Consider the following 17,171-nt stretch of genomic DNA (forward strand, 5'->3'; position numbering starts at 1 on the left):
GCCGGCAGGCCCTCGGGTGGTTCCCAGGGCGGTTACCGTTCTGACGGCCCGCGCCGTGACGACCGCGGCGGCTTCCGCTCCGACGGCCCGCGTCGTGATGATCGTGGTGGTTCGTCCTTCGGTGGTTCGCGGGGCGGTTTCCGTTCCGACGGCCCGCGTCGTGATGACCGTGACGGCTTCCGTTCCGACGGTCCGCGTCGTGATGATCGTGGTGGTTCGTCCTTCGGTGGTTCGCGGGGCGGTTTCCGTTCCGACGGCCCGCGTCGTGACGATCGTGACGGGTTCCGCTCTGACGGTCCGCGTCGTGACGATCGTGACGGTTTCCGTTCCGACGGCCCGCGTCGTGACGACCGCGGCGGCTTCCGCGCCGACCGTGACGGCTCGCGCGGCAGGCCCGGCTCCGAGCGCGGCAGGCCCGGTTCCGACCGTGGTGGCAGGCCCGGCTCCGACCGTGGTCGCGGCGACGCGCCCGCCGGTGGCTCCCGTGGCCGCTTCGGCAGGACCGGGCGCCGGGACGACGTCCAGACCATCGGCGGCGGCGCCGCCGGGGCGTACGGCGAGCGCCGGACCTCCTCGGACCGGCCCGGTGATCGATCCGGAAACCGGGCTCCCGCGGCGAAGGCGCCGCTCAGGCCGGGGACGATCGCGAACGACCGGTTCAAGACCGCCCGCCAGCCCAAGCGCGACTCCGACTTCTACGACCGCGACTACGTCGACGAGCGCGACACCACCGAGGTTCCCGACGGCGTCCGGCTGCAGAAGGTCCTCGCCCAGGCGGGCGTCGCCAGCCGCCGGGCCTGCGAGGACATGATCGGCGAGGGCCGGGTGACGGTCGACGGCCAGGTGGTCCGCCGCTTCGGCGCCCGGGTCGACCCCGCCAGGCAGGTCATCCACGTCGACGGCAAGCGCCTGCCGACCATGCCCGACCTGGTCTATCTCGCGATCAACAAGCCGATCGGCGTCGTCAGCACCATGTCCGACCCGGACGGCCGTCCCTCGCTGGCCGACTTCGTGGCCGACCGCACCGAGCGGCTGTTCCACGTGGGACGCCTCGACACCGAGACCGAGGGCCTGATCCTGCTCACCAACGATGGCGAGCTGGCCAACAGGCTCACCCACCCGAGCTACGGCGTCCAGAAGAAGTACTGGGCGAAGGTCCCGGGCCGGATCGAGCGTGATCTCGGCCGCCGCCTGAAGAAGGGCGTCGAGCTGGAGGACGGTCTCGCCAAGGCCGACTCCTTCGCCCTGGTCCAGGAGCACGGCCAGCAGGCCCTGATCGAGATCGTGCTGCACGAGGGCCGCAAGCACATCGTCCGCCGGATGCTGGAGGAGGTCGGGCACCCGGTCATCGACCTGGCCCGCATCGAGTTCGGCCCGGTCAAGCTCGGCCGTCTCAAGCCGGGCACCGTTCGCGCGCTGACCCTCACGGAGGTCGGGGAGCTCTACGCGGCCGTCGGGTTGTAGCCTTCCCTGACACGTGTGTTAGGACGTGCCGGATCATCCTCGGGGATGGTCCGGCACGGAAGGACTGGAGGAACGACGATGGTGCGGGCGATCCGCGGTGCGACCCAGGTCGAGTCCAACGACCGGGACGCCATCCTGTCCGGGGTCACCGAACTGGTCACGGAGGTGATGGGGCGCAACAGGCTCACCACCGACGACGTGATCAGCGTGATCTTCACGGCCACGCCCGATCTCACCGCCGAGTTTCCCGCCCTGGCCGCTCGCAAGCTCGGTTTCCACGACGTCCCGCTGATCTGCGCCTCCGAGATCGACGTCCCCGGCGCGCTGCCCCGCGTGGTGCGGCTGATGGCCCACGTCGAGGTCGACCGGCCCCGCCAGGACATCCAGCACGTCTACCTGCGCGGCGCGGTCGCCCTTCGCGTGGACATCGCCCAGTGAGCCCTTTATGCGGCACCGTCTCGTCGGGGGAGCGCGCGTGAGCGGCCTCGAAAGCGTCCTGGTCGTCGGTACGGGACTGATCGGCACCTCGATCGCGCTGGCCCTGCGCGAGCAGGGCGTGACCGTCCACCTGGCCGACCGCGACGCGGGATCCCTGCGGGTGGCGCGGGAGCTGGGCGCCGGGGTCGAGTGGGCCGAGGGCGTGACCGTGGACGTCGCGATCATCGCGGTCCCGCCGCAGGCGGTCGCGGGGCGGCTCGCCGCCCTCCAGAAGGCCGGGGCGGCCCGTTTCTACACCGACGTGGCCAGCGTCAAGGCGTTCCCGCTCAGGGAGGCCGCGAGCCTCGGCTGCGACCTGACGACCTACGTCGCCGGGCACCCGCTCGCCGGGCGCGAGCGCTCCGGGCCCGCCGCGGCGCGGGCCGACCTGTTCCTCGGGCGCCCGTGGGCGCTGTGCCCGACCGAGGAGACCTCACCCGACGCCCTGGAGGCCCTGTACGGGCTCGTCAAGCTCTGCGGAGGCGAGGCGGTCAGGATCGGTGCCGAGGAGCACGACAGGGCCGTGGCGGTCGTCTCACACGCTCCCCACGTGGCCGCCTCGGCGGTGGCCGCCCGCCTCGCGGAGGCGCCCGCCACCGCGCTCGGCCTGGCCGGGCCGGGGGTGCGTGACGTCACCCGCATCGCGGCGAGCGACCCGAGGCTCTGGACCGGGATCCTGTCGGGCAACGCGCTGCCGGTGGCGGAGGTGCTGGAGGCGGTGGCGGCCGACCTGGCCGCCGCGGCGGCCTCGCTCCGCACCTCGGCCGCCTCCGCCGACCCCGACGCGATGACCCGCGTCACCGAGCTGCTGCACCGGGGCGTCGCGGGCACGGGCCGGATCCCCGGCAAGCACGGTGGTCCCGCGCGCACCTACACGGCCGTCCAGGTCATCGTGGGAGACCGGCCCGGCGAGCTGGCCCGGCTGTTCCAGGCGGCGAAGGAGGCGGGCGTCAACATCGAGGACGTCCGGCTCGAGCACGCCCCCGGCCTGCCGCTGGGCGCCGCCGAGCTCTGGGTGCAGCCGGAGGCGGTGACGGCGCTGGCCGAGGCCCTGCGGGAGAACGGCTGGCAACTGCCATGATCCCTCCCGGTCTCTCGCTCGATGCGTGGTTCCTTCCCGGCTCCCGGTAGCCTCGTACGGACAACTGAAGCGGGCTGCAAGGGAGAGGCGTCGTGACCGGACTGGTCGTCGCCATGGACGGTCCTTCGGGATCGGGTAAGTCGAGCGCGTCACGAGGGGTGGCGCGAGCCTTGGGGCTGCGTTATCTCGACACCGGCGCGATGTACAGGGCGATCACCTGGTGGATGCTCCAGCAGGGCGTCGATCTCACCGATCCCGGGGCGATCGCCGCCAGGGCGCTCGACCCGGTCCTCACACTGGGCACCGACCCGGACCTCGCGGTGGTCGCGGTCGACGGCGTCGACGCCGTCGCGCCGATCCGCACCGCCGAGGTCACCGCGGCCGTCTCGGCGGTCAGCGCGGTGCCCGAGGTACGCCACCGCCTGGTGGCCGAGCAGCGTGAGATCATCGGCTCGGGCGGCATCGTCGTCGAGGGCCGTGACATCGGCACGGTGGTGGCGCCCGGCGCCGCGGTCAAGATCTACCTGACCGCGAGCGCGGACGCCAGGGCACTGCGCCGCACGGCGGAGCTCACCGGCACCACGGTGGCGGCGCAGCGGGCCGCGATGGCCCGCCGCGACACCCTCGACTCGACCAGGAAGGCAGACCCGCTGGCGAAGGCGGCCGACGCCGTCGAGCTCGACACCACGGCGCTGAACCTCGAAGAGGTCATCGCCGAAATACTGCGTGTGATTAAGGAAAAGGCGTGACCGGGGTATACGACGACGACAACGGCTGGATCGACGCGGAGCTCGCCGATTCAGGGACCGACGACAGCTCGCAGCGGGACGTGGGGCCCGACACGGCCCCGCAGCCGGTAGTGGCCGTGGTGGGCCGCCCCAACGTGGGCAAGTCCACCCTGGTCAACCGGATCATCGGCCGCCGGGAGGCGGTCGTGGAGGACGTGCCGGGGGTGACCCGCGACCGGGTCACGTACGACGCCACCTGGCGGGGGCGCCGGTTCACGGTGGTGGACACCGGGGGCTGGGACCCCGACGCGACCGGCATGGCGCTGAAGATCGCCGAGCAGGCCCAGGTCGCGGCCGAGCTGGCCGACGTGATCCTGTTCGTGGTCGACGCCGTCGTGGGCGTGACCGACGCGGACGAGATCGTCGGCCACGTGCTGCGCGGGTCCGGCAAGCCGGTCATCCTCGCCGCCAACAAGGTCGACAACCAGCAGATGGAGCTGGAGGCCGCCGGGCTGTGGGCCCTCGGCCTGGGCGAGCCGCAGCCGGTCTCGGCCCTGCACGGCCGTTCCAGCGGCGACCTGCTGGACGTGATCCTCGACAAGCTGCCGGAGACGCCCGAGCAGCGTTTCGGCCCCGAGCGCGGCCCGCGCAGGGTCGCCCTGGTCGGCAAGCCCAACGTGGGCAAGTCCTCGCTGCTGAACAAGCTGGCGGGCTCCGAGCGCGTGCTCGTCGACCCGATGGCGGGCACCACCCGCGACCCGGTGGACGAGCTGGTCGAGCTCGGCGGCAAGACCTGGCGCTTCGTCGACACCGCCGGGATCAGGCGGCGTGACCGTGAGCTCAAGGGCGCCGACTTCTACGCGAGCATGCGCACCCGGGGGGCGCTGGAGCGCTCGGAGATCGCGGTGGTGCTCATCGACGCCAGCGACGTGCTGACCGAGCAGGACCTGCGGATCATCTCCCTGGTGATCGAGTCCGGCCGGTGCATGGTCGTGGCGTTCAACAAGTGGGACCTGCTCGACGAGGACCGCCGCTACTACCTGGAGAAGGAGATCGACCGCCAGCTCGTCCGCGTGCCGTGGGCGCTGCGGGTCAACATCTCCGCGAAGAACGGCTGGCACGTCGACCGGCTCGTCCCCGCTATCGAGAGGGCGCTCGACTCCTGGTCGACCCGGGTGCCCACCGCCCGGCTCAACGCCTTCCTGACCGACCTGGTCGCGGCCACCCCGCCCCCGGTCCGCAGCGGCAAGCAGCCCAAGATCCTCTTCGCCACGCAGGCGTCGACGGAGCCGCCGAAGTTCGTGCTGTTCACCTCGGGCTTCCTGGAGGAGACCTACCGCCGCTTCATCGAGCGCCGGATCCGTGAGGAGTTCGGCTTCGCCGGGTCGCCCATCGAGGTGACCATGAAGATCCGCGAGAAGCGTCAGGGACAGAAGAAGAAGTAGGAGCCCCACCCGGGGCGGGGGTTTGTTTCGGCCCCGTCTGGGGCGGGAGTTTCGTTCCGGGCGGGAGTTCTTTTCCGGCACGTCCTGCCTCGGGCATGAGCCCTGTTCCCGGTTGGAACCGGTGGAACCGGTGGAACCGGTGGAGGTCCCGTTCCGGACGGGAGCCCTCTCCGGGGTGGAGGTTTCGAACGGCCCGGCCCGCGCCGGGCCGTTCGTGTTCCGCCCGGGACCCCGGTTCTCTCAGGGTTCGATCAGGCCCGCCCGGATGGCGTACCGGGTGAGGTCGAGCCGGTCGCGCATGCCGAGCTTCTGCAGGATGTTGGCGCGGTGCCGGTCGACGGTCTTCACGCTGATGAACAGGGTCTCGGCGATCTGCTTGGCGGAGTTGCCCTCGGCGATCAGCTTGACGATCTCCTCCTCGCGCGGGGTCAGGATGCTCTCCGGCATGCTCTGTCCCAGCCTGTCGCGCTGCAGGTAGTGCCGGATCAGGGCGGTGACGGCCCCCGGGTACAGGAACGGCTCGCCGCGCATCGCCGCCCTGCACGCCTCCAGCAGGTCGCGGTCGGCCACGGACTTCAGCACGTAGCCCGAGGCCCCGGCCTTGAGCGCCTCGAAGAAGTACTGCTCGTTGTCGTACATCGACAGGATCAGCAGCCGGATGCCGGGGGCGCGCCGGGAGATCTCGCGGGCCGCCTGCAGACCGGTCATGCGGGGCATCGCGATGTCCAGGATCGCCAGGTCGACCGCCTCGGGGGTGGCCGCATCCACCGCTTCGGCGCCGTTGGCGGCCTCGGCCACCACCGTGAGATCGGGCTCGGCGTCCAGGATCAGCCGCAGCCCGCGGCGGACCAGGGCGTGGTCGTCGGCCAGCAGGATCCTGGTGGGATTCACAGGGGTCGCCGAGTTCATGGGATTCACAGGGCTCGTGGGGTTCGCGGGATTCGCGGGGTTCACAGGGCTCTCCGCTCGGTGTCGGGCGGTACGGTGAGCCGGACGTCGGTGCCGCCGTCCGGCGGAGAGGTCACGGTGAGGCGGGCGCCGATGAGCAGGGCCCGCTCCCGCATCCCGCGGATCCCGGCGCCGTCGTGGCGTACGCCGCCGCGGCCGTCGTCGGTGATGCGCAGTTCCAGGCCGCCGGGGCCGGAGGTCAGCGAGAGCTCGACGAGGGACGCGCGGGCGTGCCTGGCCGCGTTGGTCAGGCCCTCCTGGGCGATGCGGTAGAGGACCAGCTCGACCTCCTCGCTCAGCGAGGGCAGGTCGGCCTCGACCCTGCGGGTCACGGGAACGCCGCTGCTCTGGGAGAAGTCGCTGCTCAGCGCGCTGAGGGCACTCTGCAGGCCGAGGTCCTCCAGCACGCCGGGACGCAGGCGGCGGGCGACCTGTCCCACCTCGTCCAGGCTCGCGCGGACGCTCTCCTGCACCCCGTGCAGTTCCTCCCGCAGGTCGTGAGGCGCGCGGTCGGCGGCGTGCTTGAGGCTCAGCAGGACCACGGTGAGGCTCTGGCCGATCTCGTCGTGCAGCTCGCGGGCGATGCGGCGGCGTTCGCCCTCCTGGGCCGCGAGGGCGTGGGCGCTGCTGGCGCTGCGCTCGGCCTCCAGCCGGTCCAGCATCGCGTTGAAGGTGTCGATCAGGTGGTCCAGGTCGCGGTTGCCGCCGCTGGGCAGCCGGTCGTGGGGGTGCAGCAGGTCCACGCGCTGCATCAGGGTGGTGAGCGCGTCGAGCGGGGCCAGGCTGGTGCGCAGGAGGATGGCGTTGGCCGCCAGCATCAGCGCCAGGCCGATCGTCAGCACCGGGATCTCGGCGAGGAGCACCGGTGAGGACACGGTGGCGGGTGAGAGGGCGAGCACCAGCGTACCGACCGCGAAGACCAGCCCGTTGATCGCGAACAGCCGCCTGAACAGGATCCGCCCCGGACTGTGCGCTCCTGCTCGCCGATCGGTGCTTTCGCTCATCTGACCAGCTTCCTCGTTGCGGGACGGGCCTGTCCATGCGGGGTGCCTCCCATTCCCCCGTGCCGCTCCTACATGTTCCACCCCTGCTCAGATGGGTGCCGGCCCCGATGGCGGTGGAGGGGCGGCGCCGATGGGATGGAGGGGCGGCGAACAACGGCAGATGGGAGAGGGCGATGGGTACGAGCGATGTCGGCATTCTCTGGCTGGACGCCGTCACTCGTGACGGCGTCACGATCACGGTCAACGCGGCCGCCCGGGCCTTCGTCGCCGACCCCGTGGCGTATGCCGCCTATCCGGGCTCGCCGGGCGGCGCCAAGCTCGCCGCCGCCGAAGCGGAGATCCGGCGCTACGTGGGGGAACGCGACCTGTCCCGGCTGTCCAAGCGGGTGGACCTCGCCCGCGCGACCGGGGACGGGAACCGCCACTGGGGCGTCGAGGTGGCGCTGGTGGCGATCACCCGTGTCGAGGTACGGCGCCGGGAGGACCTCATCCGCTGGGCGGAACGGCTCGCCTCGTGACGGCGGCCCTGAGCGGGGGCGTGACGGTGGTCCCGAGCTGCGGTTTGACGGCGGCCCCGAGCGGAGGAGGCGTGATGACGGTCCCGGGCGCGAGCGCGACGGCGGCCACGAGCGGAAGGGGGTGATCGCCGGTATGGACGTCACCCGCACGACCGTGCCCGGCAGCGGGACCCTGTTCCACTTCGCCACCAGGGACGGCCAGCACCTGGCGGTCATGGTGGAGGAGGGCGACGGACCCAGGCGGCTCCTGGTGTACGGCGCGGGCGACGAGCCGTCGCAGGCCATCGCGCTGGATCGGGACGAGGCCGACCAGATCGCCCAGGTCCTGCACAGCCGGTCGGTGGACGACAGGCTCGCCGCCCTCGAACGACGGATGGCCGACCTCGCGGGAACCGCGCGGGCCACAGGAATCACAGGAATCACAGGAGGGGTGTCGTGAGCACACCGTCCGCGGTACGCCACCTCACCCGACGGGAAGGTGCCATGCAAGCGCGCGACATCGCGGTGAGCCTCCCGACGGTCACCACGCGTGACTCCGTCGCGAAGGCGGTACGGATCATGGTGATCGGCCGCCTGCCCGGGCTCATCATCGTGGACGACCTCTCGCGGCCCCGGCTGGTGCTCCCCGGCACCCAGGTGCTGCGACTGGCCGTGCCCGGTTCGTACCAGGAGGACCCCGCCCTGGCCAGGACGATCGACGAGGCCTACGCGGACCAGTTCTGGCTGGACCTGGGAAACCGCACGGTCGGCGACTGCCTGCCGCGCGATCCGGCCAGGCCGGTGACCGTTCCCACGGGCGCGAACCTGCTGGAGGTGGCCGCGCTGATGGCCAGGACCCGCAGCCCGATCGTGGCCGTGGTGGACCGGGACGCCTCGCTGGTCGGGGCGATCACCCTGGAGCGTCTCCTCACCAGCCTGGCCGTCTTCGGCCTCGGTGAGCCTTGAGCGCCCTGCTCGCCCTAGGGATCTTTCTCGTCGCTTTCTACTTCATCGCCACCGAGAAGGCCAACAAGGTCAAGGTGGTCCTGATCGCCGCCGGTGTGATGGCGCTCCTGGGACTGATACCGGGCTCGGAGGTCTTCTTCTCCGAGCACGAGGGCATTGACTGGAACGTCATCTTCCTGCTGCTCGGGATGATGATCATCGTAGGGATCATCAAGCAGACGGGGGTCTTCGACTACCTGGCGATCTGGGCGGCCAAGCGGTCCAAGGGCGACCCGTACCGGCTCATGGTCATGTTGATGGTGATCACCGCCATCGCCTCGCCCTTCCTCGACAACGTCACCACGATCATGCTGGTGGCGCCGGTCACGGTGGTCGTGTGCGACCGGCTGCGGATCCCGGCCCAGCCCTACCTGATCGCGGAGGTGCTGGCCTCCAACATCGGCGGCGCGGCCACCCTCATCGGGGACCCGCCCAACATCATCATCGGCAGCAGGGCGGGGCTGACGTTCAACGACTTCCTGGTGCACATGGCGCCCATCGTGGTCATCGTCTTCGTCGCGTTCGTCCTGCTGACCCGGGTGCTGTTCAAGGGCTCCTTCCAGTACAACCCCGAGCGCGTCTCCGCGGTGATGGCCCTGCAGGAGCGACGGGCGATCACCGATCCCCGCCTGCTCGTACGGTGCCTGGTGGTGCTCGCCGTGGTGGTGGTGGGGTTCGGGCTGCACGCCGTGCTGCACATCGAACCGTCCATCGTGGCCCTCGTGGGAGCGGGGGTGATGCTCCTGCTGTCGCGGATCCCGACGTCCGAGGTGCTGGCGGAGGTCGAGTGGCCGACGCTGGTGTTCTTCGCGGGACTGTTCGTGATGGTCGCGGGCCTGGTCAAGACCGGCGTGATCGAGACGGTGGGGACGTGGGCGATCGATGTGGTCGGCGACGACTACTTCCTCGCGGCGACGTCGCTGCTGTTCGGCTCCAGCGTGCTGGGGGCGTTCTTCGACAACATCCCGTACGTCGCGACGATGGCGCCGGTCGTCGAGGGGATCGTGGCGCAGGCCCCCGACCCGGCGACCGGGCAGGCGCTGTGGTGGGCGTTCGCGCTCGGCGCCGACTTCGGCGGCAACGGCACGGCGGTGGCGGCCAGCGCGAACGTGGTCGCGATCGGGATCGCGGCACGGACGGGGCATCCGATCAGCTTCTGGCAGTTCACCAAGTACGGGATCGTGGTGACGGTGCTGAGCACGCTCATGGCGTGGGTGTACGTGTGGCTGCGTTACTTCACCTGACCGCCCCGCGGGACAAGGAGCCGGGTACGGACCGGGACCGGTCCGCACCCGGCTCCGGTACGCGCCCGGTGCTCGTATCCGTGGCCGTATCCGTGGCCGTGGTCGGGTCAGGGACGCGCCCGGATCAAGGCTCGTGCTCCGGTCGCGGCCGGTGCCCGGCTCCGGTGCGCGCCCGGTTCCGTCCGTATCCGGGGCCGGTCCGCCTCCGGGGTGTGGCAGGGGTGTGGCAGGGGCGCGGACAAGGTGTCAGGCCCCGTCCGCCCGTCCGGATCCGCGTGGCAGCAGCAGCGCGACCAGCGCGCCCACCCCGCACAGGACGGCGGTGATCAGGAAGATCTCGCTGTACTCGGTGTGCAGCGCCTCCTTCACCCTGCCCTGGTACTCGGCGAGCCGCCCGGCGTACACGACGGGGTCCACGCCGAAGGGCAGCGGCGTGTCCAGGTCGGCGGTGAGCGACTGGAAGCGGTGGAATCCCCACGCCGACAGCGCGGCGACACCGAGCAGCATGCCCATCATCCGGGCCACGACCACCGCCGCCGAGGCGACCCCGTGCTGGACGGCGGGTACGGCCCGCAGCACCGCGGAGGAGACGGGGGCGATCACCAGGCCGAGCCCCAGGCCGGCGACGATCAGGTCGGCGTCCACGCGGTGTCCGGCCGAGGCCAGGTCCAGGGGCCACTGGCCGATGCGGACGTATCCGGCGGCGGCCACCGCGAGCCCGATCACCGTCACCGCGCGCTCGCCGTAGCGGCGGGCCATGAGACCGCCCAGCAGCGCGGCCACGGAGAGCGCGACGAGGAAGCGCGACAGCACCAGGGCGCCGTCCAGGCTGTCCAGGCCCAGCAGCGTCTGCGCCGACAGCTGCACGTCGACCAGGGTGACCAGCAGCGCGGCGCCGGAGAGGAAGCTCACCCCGAGCGTGGCGAGGAACGGGCCGCGCGCCACCCCCGTCATGTCGATCAGCCGGGTCTCGGAGCGCCACTCCCACGCGACGAACGCGGCCCCGGACACGACCCCGGCGACGATCATGGGCGCGCCCCACGGGGGGAGGACCGACCCGCCGGGGTCGGGGTTGTAGAGACCGGCCACGAGCAGGCCGAGCGCGAGCGCGAGCAGCAGCCCGCCCACCACGTCGACGCGCCTGCCCGCGCCGAGGGCCCGGTCGCGGGCGGGCGGCGGCACCGACCGCTGCACGGCGATCGCCGCCAGGGCCACCAGCGGGACGTTCAGCCAGAAGATCGACCGCCAGCCGCCGAGCTGCACGCCGCCGACCTGGAGGGTGACCGGGACCAGGGTGGCGAGGGCCGCGCCGTACAGGGGGCCGAGCACGCTGCCGAGCTCCTGGGCCGACCCCACCGCGCCGAGCGCCACCGGTCGCTCGTCCTCGTCCCACAGGTCCCCGATCAGGGCCATCGTGATGGGCAGCAGCGCGCCGCCCGCGACCCCCTGCAGGGCCCGTCCCGTGACCAGCCAGGGCACCGTCTCGCCCAGCGCGGTGACGACCGAGCCCACGGCGAAGCCCGCCAGGCACAGGTGGATGAGCGGGCGCCTGCCGTACCGGTCGGAGAGCTGGCCGAGCAGCGGCATGGCCGCGATGTAGCCGAGCAGGAAACCGGTGACGATCGGGGTGGCACGCTCCAGGTGGTTGAGGGGGACGTCGACGTCCCTGGCGATGTCGACGAGGACGGTGACCACGACGTAAGCGTCCAGGGCCGCGAGCAGCACCGCGGTGCCGCCGACGCCGAGTGCGGTTCGCCGCCGGGCCGAGAGGGCGCCCTCCGGGGTGGTGCGGTTCGTCGTCACTTCGTCACTTCGTCACTTCGCCGGAGCGGTGACCTGGACCGGCACGTCGTAGTCGCTGAAGGCCACGATCACCTTGCCGCCGGTCAGTGGCAGGTCCGCCTTGAGCAGCCGGCTGGTGGCCTTGTCGATCCAGAGCACGGCGTCGACGCTCTGCGTGAGACCGGGCACCATCGTGGCGAGCACCTGCTGGGAGAGCGTCGCCGAGACCCGGTAGGTGTCGACGCCGTCCAGCTTCTCCGCCGCCTGGGTCTTGGCGTCCAGCGCGTTGGTCAGCAGCTGCACGACGCCCTTCTCCGGGTTGAGGATGGCGGACGGGTCGTAGATCGCCGCCAGCTGGCTCCGCGACATCTGCTGGAAGCCGCCGGTCACGCCCTTGAAGTGGACGGTCTCCCCGATCAACACGAAATTGATCTCCTGGAGGCTGCCCATCACGTCGATCTGGAGGGTGCCGTCCGCGTCACCGGTCCCGCTGAGACGGCCGGAGGCCTTCTTGACCGGTACGGGGGGAGTGCCCTCCGTCTCCATCGAGAAGGCGGCCGACTTCACGGCGCGTGTCGCGTCCGCGGCCTTCCTGACCAGGTCGGCTCCGTTGGGGAGGGCGGTTGTGCCGTCGGAGGCACCGCCGCCGCTGCACGCGGTGACCAGGGAGAACGCGGTGATCACCGCGATGATGAGGATCCGGCGAGCAGACATGGGCGGATCGTAACGACACTCCGGTCTACTAAGGAGTAACGACGGGTATCGGTTTCGCGTCGGCGGAGGCCCGCGAGAGATTCCGCCGACCGGTTTCGTGCTGGTGGGTGCTTTCGGGAGCCGGTGACCGGTTTCATGCTGGTGGGCGCTTCCGAGGACCACTGACCGGTTTCGTGTCGGCGGGCCTTCCGAGAGCCACCGACCGGTTTCGGGTCGGCGGATGCTTCCGGGGTCCGCCGGCCGGGTTTCCGTCAGTGGGCGCTTTCGGGAGCCAGCGGCCGGCTCCGGGTCAGCGGATGCCCTTGAGGTGGTCCACCACCGGTGCGTACGCCGCCTCCAGCTCGATCAGCTGGTCGTCGGTGAGCAGGTCGATGAAATGCCGTCGCACGCCGGCCACGTGGTGGGGCGCGACCTTCTGGATGGTGGCCCAGCCGTGCTCGGTGAGGACGGCGAAGGTGCCGCGCCGGTCGTCGGCGCAGGTCTCCCTGGCGACCAGGCCGGCGGTCTCCATCCGGGAGATCTGGTGGGACAGGCGGCTGCGGGACTGGATCGTGGCGTCCGCCAGATCGCTCATCCGCATCCGGTGACCGGGCGTCTCCGACAGGTTCACCAGGATCTCGTAGTCGTTGACCGAGAGCCCGAAAGGCTGGAGCTCGCGGTCGAGGCGGTGGTCGAGGAGCTTGTGCACGGCGAGGTGGGCGCGCCACGCTCGTTGCTCGATGGAGGACAGCCAGCGGGGCTCCTGGTCGCTCACCGGTCGCTCACCACTCTCGTTCGCCGCGCGTGTGGCCGCGACCGCGGCGGATCCGTCCCCCGGCCGGCCGCCCCGCCCGCCGGGCGGGGCCTGCTTCAGGGTCATAGATCAGAACTTACCTCAGAAGGTGCCGATCGCTCGTGGTAGGCGATGCGGCAACGTGACGGAACCCGCGCGTCACCGCCCGCTGCTCCCAAGCCGGTGGCCAGGTCGTATAGGTCGCGTCACCCCTGGGAGGCGAGGGATGCAACACCCGTAAAGTAACCGCATGGCAGAGAACGTGACGGATGCTGACAAAGCCGGATCGGAAAGTCTCGCCACGGTGATCGTGGCGGGTCTGGCCAACCTCGCGATCGCCGTGGCCAAGCTGGTCGCCGGGCTGATCAGCGGCTCGTCGGCGATGCTGTCCGAGGCCGCCCACTCCGCCGCGGACACCGTCACCGAGGCCCTGCTGTTCGTCGCGGTGCGCAGGGGCGGGCACCCCGCCGACGCGCGGCACCCGTTCGGCTACGGCAAGGCGGGGTTCTTCTGGGCGCTGCTCGCGGCCTTCGCCACCCTGATCGGCGGAGCCGGGTTCTCCATCACCCACGGGGTGCACGAGATCCTCACCGGGGAGAGGCTCACCGACCTGACGATCTCGTACGTGGTCCTCGCGGTCTCGTTCGTGATCGAGGGGATCTCGTTCCTCAAGGCCCTCTCGCAGGTGCGAGGGGTGGCCCGGCGCCTTGAGGTGAGCCCGCGGCGCTACGTCGCGAAGACCTCCGACACGGCGCTGAAGGCCGTGCTCTTCGAGGACGCGGCCGCCCTGGCCGGGCTGCTGATCGCGGCGGCGGGCCTGCTCGCCTCCCAGCTGACCGGCTCGTCCCTCTGGGACGGGGCCGCCTCCGTGGTGATCGGCCTGCTGCTCCTGTGGGTCGCGATCCACCTCATCCGCGCCAACGTCTCCCTGCTGATCGGCCAGGCCGCGCCCGAGAGGCTGACGGAGCGGATCCGAGAGGAGATCACCGTCCTGCCCGAGGTCGAGAGCGTGGTGGAGCTCCTCACCATGATGCTGGGCCCCGGCGAGATGCTGGTCGCCGCCCGTGTCGACTTCGTGGACGACACCACGGGGGCGAGGCTGGAGGAGGCCGCCGACCGGGTGGAACGCGCGCTCAAGGAACGGTTCCCCTCGGTGACGCAGGTCTTCCTCGACCCCACCCCCGGACGTTCATCCCGTGATGCCCGCGATACCCGCGATACCTGAGTCTCCCATCCACCTCTCCACCTCGTCGGGGTGGCGGGGCAGCCCGGACGACATGAGGCGGGCGCCGTCGGCGGTGACGACGAGGTCGTCCTCGATGCGCACCCCGATGCCGCGCAGCTCCGGCGGCAGCGTCAGGTCGTCCGGCTGCAGGTAGAGGCCGGGCTCGACGGTCAGCACCTGCCCTTCCTCCAGCACGCCGTCCAGGTAGACCTCCGAGCGGGCCCTGGCGCAGTCGTGCACGTCCATGCCGAGCATGTGGCCGCTGCTGCACAGCGTGTAGCGGCGGTACAGGCCGCTGCCCGGCTCCATCGCCTCGTCCGCGCCGATCTTCAGTACGCCCCAGTCGTACAGGCCCTCCGCGATGACGCGCATCGCCGCGCGGTGGAAGTCGCGGAAGCTCGCCCCGGGGCGCAGGGTGGCGATCGCCGCCTCCTGGGCCTCGTACACCAGCTCGTAGACCTGGCGCTGGACCGGGCTGAAGCGCCCGGACACCGGCAGGGTCCTGGTGATGTCGGCGGTGTAGAGGTGGTCGGTCTCCACGCCCGCGTCGAGGAGCAGCAGCTCGTCGCCGTTCAGCCGCCCGTCGTTGCGGATCCAGTGCAGCACGCACGCGTTCGCGCCGGAGGCCACGATGCTGTCGTAGCCGACCGCGTTGCCCTCCAGGCGGGCGCGGAGGCCGAAGATCCCCTCCAGGTGGCGTTCGCCGCGCCGGTGCCGCAGGGCGGCGGGCAGGGCCCGCGTCACGTCCTCGAACCCGCGCGTGGTCGCGTCGACCGAGAACTGCAGCTCGGCGATCTCCCACTCGTCCTTGACCAGCCGCATCTCGGAGAGGAACGTCTCCAGCTCGTCGTCACCGCCGCCGGGCGAGACCCGCGCGTCCACGGACGCGTCCACCCCGCGCAGCACCCGCGCGGGGCCGGTGAGCACGTCCTCCAGCCTGTCGATCGGCGCGCAGGCGATCTGGTGGACGGCCTCCGCCTCGGCCAGGTCGGGGCGGCGGCCCACCCAGAACTCGCCGTAACGGCGGTCGCGGTAGAACTCCTGCCCGGCCAGGCCCGGCGCCGATCTCGGCGAGCGGGGGCGCAGGAACAGCGTGGCCTCCCCGGAGGGCTCGACGACCAGCACGTCGTCGGGCTCCTGGTCGCCGGTGAGGTAGGCGAACGCGCTGTGCGTCCGGAACCGGTAGTCGCTGTCGTTGCTGCGGGCCTTGAGCGTGCCGGACGGGATCACCAGCCGCTCGCCGGGAAAGCGGGCGGCGAGCGCGGCGCGCCGCTTGGCGGTGTAGGCGGCCTGCGGCAGCGGGGCCAGGTCGTCGCGGTGCGTGTCGGCCCAGCCGGTGTTCATGAACGCGGCGAGGGCGTCGGAGACCGGCAGGTCGTGGCTGCCGGTGTTGAGCTTCTGGGTCATCGTGTCCCCGGGCGCGGAGGTCTTCTGGACGCCCCCACGCTAGCCCGGAGCGGTGCGGCCCGGCACCCCCGGCGGGTACGGGGCCGCACCGCGGACCACTGCTCAGCCGACCGGGACCTGGTACTCCTTGGCCAGGTCGGAGGTCGCGGCCTCCTTGAAGACGACCGCGCCGCCCAGGGCGGCCTTGTCCGGCTTGGCCACGTACGACAGCAGCGAGGCGGGCTTGTCGAAGGTGGTGAAGTCCATGACCGTGCCGAACTCCGCACCCCAGGACGACTGGCCGCGGTGCGCGGCGACCACGGCGCCCCGGGTCAGGTCCTTGCCCTCGCAGGCCTTCTTGAGCGCGTCGACGACGATCGCCGCCGCCGAGTAGCCCGAGGGGACGCCGCTGTCGATGGCCGTGTCCGGGTACTTCGCCGCGTAGTCGGCGGCCAGCTTCTTCATGGCGGGCATGTCGGCGCTGATCGGTGTTCCGGCGGTCATGTAGTAGAAGTCCTTCAGCAGCGCGGGCCCGGCCGGGGTGGGCAGCAGCTGCGGGGAGTAGGCCGAGTTGCTGCCGACGAACGGCACGTCCATGCCCTTGGCGAGCGAGACGCCGACGAGCGAGGCGGTCTGCCTGGGGCCGACGGAGACCAGGACGGCCTTCACGCCCTCCGCCTTGAACGCGGCGACCTGGGCGCTCATGTCCTGGTCGGTGGCCTTGATCTTCTGCTCCACGAGCGTGAGGCCGAGCTTCTGCGACGCGTACTTGGAGCCGTTCAGCGCGCTCTCGCCGTAGTCGCCCTCGAAGTACAGGTGACCGATCTTGTCCCCGGACTTGATGCCCTTCTCCTTGGCCAGGAAGTCCACCCCGTTGATCATGTCGATGTCGTACGTCGTCCCGGTGACCTGGATGGACTTGCTGCCGAGCAGCCCGGTCGCCCAGGCCTGCGGGATGGTGAGCATCTGGTCGGCCTCGATGCGCTGCTTGAGCGCGTTGACCATGGGCGAGCCGACGAAGTGGGCGATCGCCACCACCTTCGGGGCGATCTCGGTGTAGGCCGCGACGGCCTTCTGCGCGTCGTAGCCGTGGTCGCGCACCAGGGCCTCCAGCTGCCGCCCGCACACGCCCCCGGCCGCGTTCGTCTGCTCGAAGTACAGCTGCTGCGCCTGCGTCAGGCTCTTGCCGAACGAGGCGTACGGGCCGGTGAGGTCGGTCATCAGGCCGATCGTGATCTTGTCGGCGGTGACGCCGGGGCCCGTCTTCACGCCGTCCCCCCCGACGGCGGAGGGGGCGGCGCCACCCCCGGTGGCCTTCTCGCTGGCGCACGCGGTGACGGCCAGGGCGAGGGCGGCGAGTACCGCGAGGCGTCGGACCGGGGTTCTTGGGATTCTCATG

At 71.5% G+C, this 17,171-nt stretch carries 17 protein-coding genes; 10 read left to right on the forward strand and 7 right to left on the reverse strand.

Annotation, left to right across the window (positions count from 1 at the left end):
• The 5 genes from ACFFRH_RS03165 to der all read left to right on the forward strand — a co-directional run.
• On the forward strand, positions 1–1,464 hold a 1,464-nt coding region (locus ACFFRH_RS03165), incomplete at its 5' end, for a pseudouridine synthase (protein ID WP_386153938.1).
• A gap of 78 nt (positions 1,465–1,542) precedes the next feature.
• Positions 1,543–1,902: a chorismate mutase gene (gene aroH / locus ACFFRH_RS03170; RefSeq protein WP_386153941.1), complete on the forward strand. Its 360-nt coding sequence runs from the start codon at positions 1,543–1,545 to the stop codon at positions 1,900–1,902.
• 7 nt (positions 1,903–1,909) lie between these two features.
• Positions 1,910–3,022, forward strand: a complete 1,113-nt coding sequence (locus ACFFRH_RS03175; protein ID WP_386153945.1) for a prephenate dehydrogenase — start codon at positions 1,910–1,912, stop codon at positions 3,020–3,022.
• 92 nt (positions 3,023–3,114) lie between these two features.
• A complete protein-coding gene (cmk, locus tag ACFFRH_RS03180) occupies positions 3,115–3,771 on the forward strand; it encodes a (d)CMP kinase (RefSeq protein WP_386153948.1) in 657 nt (218 codons plus the stop codon).
• Complete coding sequence (gene der / locus ACFFRH_RS03185) at positions 3,768–5,195, forward strand: ribosome biogenesis GTPase Der (protein ID WP_386153951.1); 1,428 nt, start codon at positions 3,768–3,770, stop codon at positions 5,193–5,195. Before cmk ends, der begins: the two co-directional genes overlap by 4 nt.
• Positions 5,196–5,435: 240 nt before the next feature.
• On the opposite strand, the gene ACFFRH_RS03190 is transcribed toward der, so the two are convergent.
• Both ACFFRH_RS03190 and ACFFRH_RS03195 read right to left on the reverse strand, forming a co-directional pair.
• Positions 5,436–6,104 carry a response regulator gene (locus ACFFRH_RS03190; protein WP_344743269.1) on the reverse strand — a complete coding sequence of 223 codons (669 nt, stop codon included), beginning with the start codon at positions 6,102–6,104 and terminating at the stop codon, positions 5,436–5,438.
• Positions 6,105–6,145: 41 nt separating this feature from the next.
• Positions 6,146–7,147 (reverse strand): HAMP domain-containing sensor histidine kinase, encoded by a 1,002-nt coding sequence (locus tag ACFFRH_RS03195; RefSeq protein WP_344743268.1) that lies wholly within the window; start codon positions 7,145–7,147, stop codon positions 6,146–6,148.
• 173 nt (positions 7,148–7,320) lie between these two features.
• On the opposite strand from ACFFRH_RS03195, the gene ACFFRH_RS03200 reads away from it, so the two are divergent.
• From ACFFRH_RS03200 to ACFFRH_RS03215, 4 genes are all read left to right on the forward strand, one after another.
• Positions 7,321–7,665 carry an SPFH domain-containing protein gene (locus ACFFRH_RS03200; RefSeq protein WP_344743267.1) on the forward strand — a complete coding sequence of 115 codons (345 nt, stop codon included), beginning with the start codon at positions 7,321–7,323 and terminating at the stop codon, positions 7,663–7,665.
• Positions 7,666–7,798: 133 nt separating this feature from the next.
• Positions 7,799–8,104 (forward strand): cation:proton antiporter regulatory subunit, encoded by a 306-nt coding sequence (locus ACFFRH_RS03205; RefSeq protein WP_386153956.1) that lies wholly within the window; start codon positions 7,799–7,801, stop codon positions 8,102–8,104.
• Positions 8,105–8,148: 44 nt separating this feature from the next.
• Positions 8,149–8,610, forward strand: coding sequence for a CBS domain-containing protein (locus ACFFRH_RS03210; RefSeq protein WP_386153959.1), 462 nt, complete (start codon positions 8,149–8,151; stop codon positions 8,608–8,610).
• Positions 8,607–9,893 carry an ArsB/NhaD family transporter gene (locus ACFFRH_RS03215; protein WP_344743264.1) on the forward strand — a complete coding sequence of 429 codons (1,287 nt, stop codon included), beginning with the start codon at positions 8,607–8,609 and terminating at the stop codon, positions 9,891–9,893. Before ACFFRH_RS03210 ends, ACFFRH_RS03215 begins: the two co-directional genes overlap by 4 nt.
• A gap of 246 nt (positions 9,894–10,139) precedes the next feature.
• Here the strand turns inward: ACFFRH_RS03215 and ACFFRH_RS03220 are convergent, their stop codons facing one another.
• The 3 genes from ACFFRH_RS03220 to ACFFRH_RS03230 all read right to left on the reverse strand — a co-directional run bounded on the left by ACFFRH_RS03220 (position 10,140) and on the right by ACFFRH_RS03230 (position 13,248).
• Positions 10,140–11,696 (reverse strand): MFS transporter, encoded by a 1,557-nt coding sequence (locus ACFFRH_RS03220; protein ID WP_344743263.1) that lies wholly within the window; start codon positions 11,694–11,696, stop codon positions 10,140–10,142.
• A gap of 12 nt (positions 11,697–11,708) precedes the next feature.
• Positions 11,709–12,389, reverse strand: a complete 681-nt coding sequence (locus tag ACFFRH_RS03225; RefSeq protein WP_344743262.1) for an LppX_LprAFG lipoprotein — start codon at positions 12,387–12,389, stop codon at positions 11,709–11,711.
• A gap of 289 nt (positions 12,390–12,678) precedes the next feature.
• On the reverse strand, positions 12,679–13,248 hold the full coding sequence (locus tag ACFFRH_RS03230; protein WP_386153963.1) for a MarR family winged helix-turn-helix transcriptional regulator: 570 nt from the start codon (positions 13,246–13,248) through the stop codon (positions 12,679–12,681).
• A gap of 163 nt (positions 13,249–13,411) precedes the next feature.
• On the opposite strand from ACFFRH_RS03230, the gene ACFFRH_RS03235 reads away from it, so the two are divergent.
• On the forward strand, positions 13,412–14,386 hold the full coding sequence (locus tag ACFFRH_RS03235; protein WP_344743260.1) for a cation diffusion facilitator family transporter: 975 nt from the start codon (positions 13,412–13,414) through the stop codon (positions 14,384–14,386).
• Here the strand turns inward: ACFFRH_RS03235 and ACFFRH_RS03240 are convergent.
• Entirely contained in the window at positions 14,351–15,793 is a 1,443-nt protein-coding gene (locus tag ACFFRH_RS03240) for an aminopeptidase P family protein (protein WP_344743259.1), read from the reverse strand. The genes ACFFRH_RS03235 and ACFFRH_RS03240 overlap by 36 nt on opposite strands.
• A 102-nt stretch (positions 15,794–15,895) precedes the next feature.
• Complete coding sequence (locus tag ACFFRH_RS03245) at positions 15,896–17,170, reverse strand: ABC transporter substrate-binding protein (protein WP_344743258.1); 1,275 nt, start codon at positions 17,168–17,170, stop codon at positions 15,896–15,898.
• Between the last annotated feature and the right edge of the window lies 1 nt (position 17,171).

Origin of the sequence: Streptosporangium vulgare, from assembly GCF_042428775.1 — a bacterium.
In the GTDB taxonomy this organism is placed as follows: domain Bacteria; phylum Actinomycetota; class Actinomycetes; order Streptosporangiales; family Streptosporangiaceae; genus Streptosporangium; species Streptosporangium vulgare.